Annotated in this window: 7 protein-coding genes (1 of these 7 cut by a window edge); 4 read left to right on the top strand and 3 right to left on the bottom strand. The window is 50.9% G+C overall.

Annotated elements, in window-relative coordinates; translation table 11 throughout:
- Positions 1-206, bottom strand: partial view of a cation diffusion facilitator family transporter gene (locus IRT44_RS06770; RefSeq protein WP_230077647.1) — the beginning only. Its footprint begins 730 nt before the window's first position; 206 of the gene's 936 nt are visible here — the first part of the coding sequence; the start codon lies at positions 204-206; its stop codon lies off the left edge, out of view.
- A gap of 356 nt (positions 207-562) precedes the next feature.
- Here IRT44_RS06770 and IRT44_RS06765 point away from each other — a divergent pair, with 356 nt between their 5' ends.
- The 3 genes from IRT44_RS06765 (at position 563) to IRT44_RS06755 (ending at position 3,474) form a co-directional block, all read left to right on the top strand.
- Entirely contained in the window at positions 563-1,432 is an 870-nt protein-coding gene (locus IRT44_RS06765) for a LysR family transcriptional regulator (RefSeq protein ID WP_171567553.1), read from the top strand.
- 159 nt (positions 1,433-1,591) lie between these two features.
- Positions 1,592-2,269, top strand: a complete 678-nt coding sequence (locus tag IRT44_RS06760; protein WP_171567552.1) for a type 1 glutamine amidotransferase domain-containing protein — start codon at positions 1,592-1,594, stop codon at positions 2,267-2,269.
- A gap of 11 nt (positions 2,270-2,280) precedes the next feature.
- A complete protein-coding gene (locus tag IRT44_RS06755; RefSeq protein WP_171567555.1) occupies positions 2,281-3,474 on the top strand; it encodes an MFS transporter in 1,194 nt (397 codons plus the stop codon).
- A 225-nt stretch (positions 3,475-3,699) separates the two neighbouring features.
- On the opposite strand, the gene IRT44_RS06750 is transcribed toward IRT44_RS06755, so the two are convergent.
- Positions 3,700-4,278, bottom strand: a complete 579-nt coding sequence (locus IRT44_RS06750; protein WP_230077646.1) for a dihydrofolate reductase family protein — start codon at positions 4,276-4,278, stop codon at positions 3,700-3,702.
- Between the two features lie 279 nt (positions 4,279-4,557).
- Here IRT44_RS06750 and IRT44_RS06745 point away from each other — a divergent pair, with 279 nt between their 5' ends.
- The gene (locus IRT44_RS06745) at positions 4,558-5,157 is read left to right on the top strand and encodes a hypothetical protein (RefSeq protein WP_230077645.1); all 600 of its coding nucleotides are present in this window, start codon (positions 4,558-4,560) and stop codon (positions 5,155-5,157) included.
- A gap of 307 nt (positions 5,158-5,464) precedes the next feature.
- Here IRT44_RS06745 and IRT44_RS06740 read toward each other — a convergent pair whose 3' ends face one another.
- Positions 5,465-6,289, bottom strand: coding sequence for an ABC transporter ATP-binding protein (locus IRT44_RS06740; RefSeq protein ID WP_212133660.1), 825 nt, complete (start codon positions 6,287-6,289; stop codon positions 5,465-5,467).

The following is a 6,289-nucleotide window of genomic DNA, read 5'->3' as shown; positions in this document are numbered from 1 at the left end:
ATGGCAGCCATGCTCAACCCCAGCGCGATCACATCGGAGATCATGTGGGCCGAATCGGACAGAAGGGCGAGCGAATTGGACATCAGGCCTCCGACAATCTCGACAATCGTAAAAAACAAGGTCAGCATCAGGGTGAGCCACAGCGTTTTCTTTGATGTCTGCTGCTCTTTGACGTGGTTCAGGTGATGGTAATCTTCATAATTCATAAGAGCCAGCCTCCACGCAATCGAATTTTTATAAATACTATAAGATAATAACTATTTTAATTATAACCGTATATTGCCCGCTCCTCAAATGAACGTTTTATGGATCATACAAGTAATATTCATTCGCAACGAGTGTGGGAAGCCCAAAACAAAAAGGGCCTTCCGCCGCTGCTTTTCATGCAGGTAAAGCCCCCTTTCCGTATATCTGGATGATTTGAGCAATGCGTCATCCAAGGTTTCCAGACGAGTTTCCATATGGCAGCATAACGCCTAACGAATTATACCAATGAAAAATCCCCCAGGCCTCCTGTCGTCTGTGCTATATTTTTCAAAAAACCCAAATCGGAGGCATTCACATGATCGATTTCGAGTGGTATCGGAGCTTTGTCTTCATCTATCGGCACAATTCGGTGTCCGAAGCTGCCAAATCCCGTTTCATGACTCAGCCGGCGATGAGCCAGCATCTGGCCTCCTTGGAGGCTGAGATCGGCGAGCCGCTGTTTGTCCGGACGGCCCGGAAAATGATCCCGACGGAGCGAGGGAAGTTGCTGTATACCGAGGTAGCTCCGCTCGTCGAAGCGCTGGAGCAGTTGAGCGCAGATCTGAAAACGTCTTCCCAACCGAGCCTGAAATGGATCAAAATCGGCTCGGCGCCGGAGTTCTACCAGGAAAAAATCCTCCCCTTGCTGCCGAAATTCGGTACCTGCTCGATTTCCTATTTCGGAACCGCGGAGGAACTGCTCGGCATCCTGGAAGAGGACAAGGCGGATATCATCATTACCTCAAAGAAATTCCTGAAACCGGGAGTCGAGTACGAGAAGCTGTGGGAAGAGGAGTTGGCCATAATCGCACCGGCTCACTGGGAGGTTCCCGATGCCGTGAGCTTGAAAGCCAAAGAACGCTGGCTCACCGAACAGACGTGGATTGCGTACGGACCGGAACTGCCCATAATCCGGAGGTTGTGGCGGGAACGTTTCAAGAAGCGTCCTATGCTGTCCACCCCTTACATCATTCCGAATCTGCATATGATTCTCCGTCTGGTCACGTCAGGCGCGGGCCTGAGCGTGGTTCCCACCTATCTGCTGAATACGGCGAAAGAAGGTGAGGTTCAAGTCGTTTACGCGGACTTGTCGGTACGAAACGAGCTGTTCTTCGCGTACAAAAGCAAACACAAGTACATACCGGAAATTCAACAAATCAAGAAGGTCATTCGCGAGCACATCTGAGGACCAGAGGCCAGTTTTCATCGGCGTCTGGTCTTTTTTTGCCCGCTGAATCCATAAATTTTCTTATGAATACACGCAAATTTCATAATTTGTTTTATAAAAAGTTCAGGCGTAGAATTGGGGGGCAATCAAAAATAACCCTTCAGGAGGTTTGAAACGATGTCAAAAAACGTGCTCATGGTGGTCACGAGCCACTCCCATATTGACGATGGTAAAACGACAGGAATCTGGCTGTCGGAATTTGCGGAAGCATATACGCTGTTCAACGAGCAAGGTTGGGACGTGGTCGTAGCCAGCCCGCTCGGCGGAAAAGCACCAGTGGACCCCGCCAGTCTAGGTGAGGAAATGGACCCGTCGTTTGCAGAAGCAGCGAAGAGACTGGAAAACACCATGAAGCTGAACGATCTGTCTCATGAACGTTTTGACGCGATTTTCTTGCCAGGCGGGCACGGCGCGATGTACGACCTCCCGACCGACCAAAAGCTCCAATCACTGCTGCGCGATTTCTACGAGTCCGGCAAAGTGGTCGCCGCTGTCTGTCACGGCCCGGCCGCCCTGGTCGGTACGGTCTTGTCGGACGGAAGTCCACTGGTCGCCGGAAAACGCGTGAACGCATTCACTGACCGGGAAGAGGAGGAGACAGGTCTGGCATCCCATCTCCCGTTCCTGCTGGAACGTCGGCTTCGCGAGCTGGGGGCGATCTTCGTTGCCGCTCCGAACTGGACTGCCCACTATGAAGCTGACGGCAATCTGATTACCGGCCAAAATCCGCAATCGACAATCGCAGTCACGAATGCCGTGATTGACCATCTTCGAAGAGGAGGGACCTCATCTTGAATTCCGATAGCATGCCATACACAGGTACGACCACTGCGCGCCGCAATTCCACGATTGCCATTTACGCGCTGACGCTCGGTGCTTTCGCCATCGGAATGACCGAATTCATTATCATGGGCCTGCTGCCGGAAGTGGCGGAAAGCCTGAGTGTCTCGATTCCGGAGGCGGGGCTTCTCATCACGGGGTATGCGCTCGGGGTAGCGCTCGGCGCACCGTTCATCACGGTCGCTACGCATAAGATGCCGCGCAAGGCGCTCCTTCTGCTCTTGATGGGAATTTTCATCGTGGGCAATGCCCTCGCGGCTCTCGCCCCTTCCTATGGCGTGCTCATGTTCGCCCGCATCGTCGCAGCGCTGACACACGGCTCCTTCTTCGGCGTTGGCTCCGTAGTCGCCGCGGAGCTTGTGCCGAAAGAGAAGCGGGCCGGAGCCATCGCCCTGATGTTTACCGGCCTTACGCTCGCGAACATCCTCGGCGTGCCGATTGGTACGTTTATCGGCCAGGAATTCGGCTGGCGATCGACATTCTGGGCGATTACGGCTATCGGGAGCCTGGCGCTGATCGGCGTGATCGTACTCGTCCCGCGGATTCAAGCCTCTCCCTCCCGATTGAGTCGGGAATTTGGGGTGCTGCTGCGTCCCGAGGTACTAGTCGCGCTTCTCATGACAACCTTCGGCTTCGCCGGCGTATTCACAGCGTTTACCTATATCAAGCCGATTCTGGTGGATATCAGCGGTTTCCCTGTTGACTCAATCTCGTACATTCTGGTTCTGTTCGGGATCGGCATTACCATTGGCAACATCTACGGCGGCAAATTGGCCGACCGCAGTCTGCTGACTTCGCTGATCGGTATTCTCGTGTTATTGGCTGTGGTGCTGGCCCTGCTGGGTGTCGTGGCTCAATGGAAACTCGCAACCCTGATCTTCGTCTTCCTTCTCGGCGTGGCCGCTTTCGGCACGGTGCCGGGTTTGCAGCTGCACATGTTGAACACTGCAAAGGAAGCGCCAACCCTGGCTTCAACGCTGAACATAGCGGCGTTTAACCTGGGGAACGCCCTCGGCGCTTATCTGGGCGGAATCGTCATCGACTACGGCATCGGCGGCGGGCTGAAAGCCGTCCCGTTGGCAGCCTCTCTGGTTACCATCGTGGGCATTCTTTTCACCTTGTGGGGATATCGACAAAGCCGCCGGGAACGCCATGCATGAATGCAGTGTCGTGTACAGTTCTTAGTGCTGGCTGCAACGGTACGTGGCAGGGCCGTCCTTTAGGGGATGGCCCTGCTCCAAACCGATCTGAACAAAAACCTAGCGAAACGTGTTCATCATCCTTGGGATATTCTTCATAGAAAGGAGTAAGGCCGTATCCAGGAACATGGCGTCAGGCCGTTTTGGTTCGGCGCTTGCTCCAGGGAGTCAAATTGGAGGTACAGGTCACGAGGAAGAAGATGGTTCCTTCATCGAATGATAGATGAGCTGTACAACGCCAGAGGAGAATGTTCTCGTTTGAACCAACTTTACATTCACCCTCTGCTTGATATCAATAAACAATGGTTTGCCCTCACCTAAAATAACCGGATGGACCGATAGTCTAAATTCGTCAACAAGCCCCAAGTTAATGAAAGTGGTAATAAGATCTGCTCCTCCATACAGCCAAATGTCTTTGCCAGGCTTATTCTTTATGTTGTTTACTTCCTCAAGGATATTGCTGTTTATATATTTGACTTTATCATCTGTTCCTTTTTGCGTTCGGGAAAACACATATTTCTCTTTGCTATGAATAAGTTCCCACATTTCTTTGTCGGTATCAGACAGATCCATTTCATGCATGCCTTGAGCAAATTGCCCCCAGATCTCATAGCTCTTTCTCCCGTAAAAAATCGTATCGATCTGATGCAAGAAATCCGTAAACCCCATCTCAGGGTCCATGATGCACCAATCCACTTCTCCATTTTTCCCTTCGATAAAACCGTCTAGCGTAACAGCCAAATCCAGTATGATCCTTCGTTTCATGATTCTTCACTCCATTCGTTGAACTGTTTGTCCATTATACCTTTATGAGTCCACTTTGTATCTGGCACTGAAAAGATTCTTGCTCATCACTTGCTCATCATTAGCCGCGATGATCAGCAAAATGTTTTTTCTCCGTCAAGTCATTAAGCAAATCGTCGTCAACCAAAATACAATTGTATTTGTGCGGCTCATAACTGAATACGGTTCTTTCGTCAACGTCATCAAGACGACATGATATAATGAGAGGAATTGTTGCAACGCTGTAGAGGTGGAAAAATGATGACAGTGAAAAAAATGATGCCCGACTATATGAAATGTGTACTCATCGGTGCGCTCTTGGGTACAATCTCCAAGTATTTAGACACGGTTGCAGTCGATGGGAGTTGGCTAGCGGATGTCTTCCACTATTGTTCGCACATTCTTTCCCGATTAGGAATCTGGGTATTGATCGCTGCAATGATAGCCGCGTACAGTAAAACAATCATCAGGGCCGCGATCAATACCTTTGTATTCTTTGCAGGGGTGCTGATCAGTTATTACCTGTATTCAGCATACTTGTTCGGTTTTTTTCCGACCAAATATTTTATGCTGTGGGGCAGTATTGCACTATTATCTCCCTTTCTGGGCAGCATTGTTTGGTTAGCCAAAAATCATTCACGTCTCGCTTATATCTTGCCGGCCTTGCCCATGGGACTGATGTTAAGTCTTTCTTTGGCAATTGGCGCATTTTATCTGGACATCAATTATATTGACGAACTCATTATGTATGCTGTTTTGTGCGTGATTTTTTACAAGGAACCGAAACAAATGGCGGTATCCATCGTGTTTTCATTTGTTCTTGCATTGCTTATCGAAATAATCAGCCCATATCACTTTTAATCTCCGAGCGAGATCTAGCCGGAGAGAGTCCGGTCGATCTTGACTGGGGATGGAGATATCGGCTGGCGTAGCACCTGCTTTCTTAGCAATCTGCAAAATAAATGTGAGCCTCCTCCCGTCTTTGCGGCGGGTGGAGGCTCTTTGCGTCTGTCCGGCATCATTACCTTTTCGGCACAGGAACCGATGCGGCCTGACAAGTGTACATGCTAAGTGAACATTTTCATTTCCCGCAGGCCCGCATAAAAGGCGGAATAGAGGCCTGCCGGTCCGGCGCCGATAATCGTCACGTCGTACAAATCTTGTGCGTTCATCTGCTCGCCTCCAGCACAAAAGTCTCGCCGGCATGATGGCGGCCAATCGGCACGACCGAAGGAGCACCGGATACAGGGTCCCGAACAATCATACAATCCAGCCCGAAAACGTCTTTGATCAATTGACTGGTAATCACTTCGGACGGTTTGCCTTCGGCGACCAGTTTGCCTTGACGCAGCGCAAACACATAATCCGCATACCGCGCCGACAAGTTGATATCATGCAAGACCATGACGATGGTCGTGCCGTATTTGCGGTTTAAATCCGTCAACAGATCCAGAATTTCGATCTGGTACGTGATATCCAAATAGGTGGTCGGTTCGTCCAGAAATAACATATCCGTCTGCTGCGCCAATGCCATCGCAATCCAAACCCGTTGACGCTGACCGCCCGACAGCTCATCCACATGGCGGTTGGCCAATGCCGTGATGTCCATAATCTCCATGGCTTCCGCAACCGCTTCGTAGTCTTTCTTGCTCCATGTTCCAAACAGCGATTGATGGGGAAAACGGCCCCGCCCGACCAAATCGGCCACGGTAATCCCCTCCGGAACGATGGGCGATTGCGGCAGCAAGCCCAACACCCGAGCCAGCTGCTTCGACGGGATCGAATGAATCGGTCGGCCGTCCAACAATATCTCGCCTGACAGCGGTTTGATGATCCGGGCCAGCGTCTTTAACAGCGTCGATTTTCCGCATCCGTTTGCTCCGATAATGACGCTGATTTGATTGCTGGGGATTTGCAGGCTGATGCCGTCTAAAATCTTTTTGTCGCCATAACCGGCAACAAGCTGCTTGGCCTGAAAGGTATGGCTTTTCAT

This window comes from Brevibacillus sedimenti, from assembly GCF_020923495.1.
In the GTDB taxonomy this organism is placed as follows: domain Bacteria; phylum Bacillota; class Bacilli; order Brevibacillales; family Brevibacillaceae; genus Brevibacillus; species Brevibacillus aydinogluensis.
This window is presented reverse-complemented; position numbering and strand designations above follow the sequence as displayed.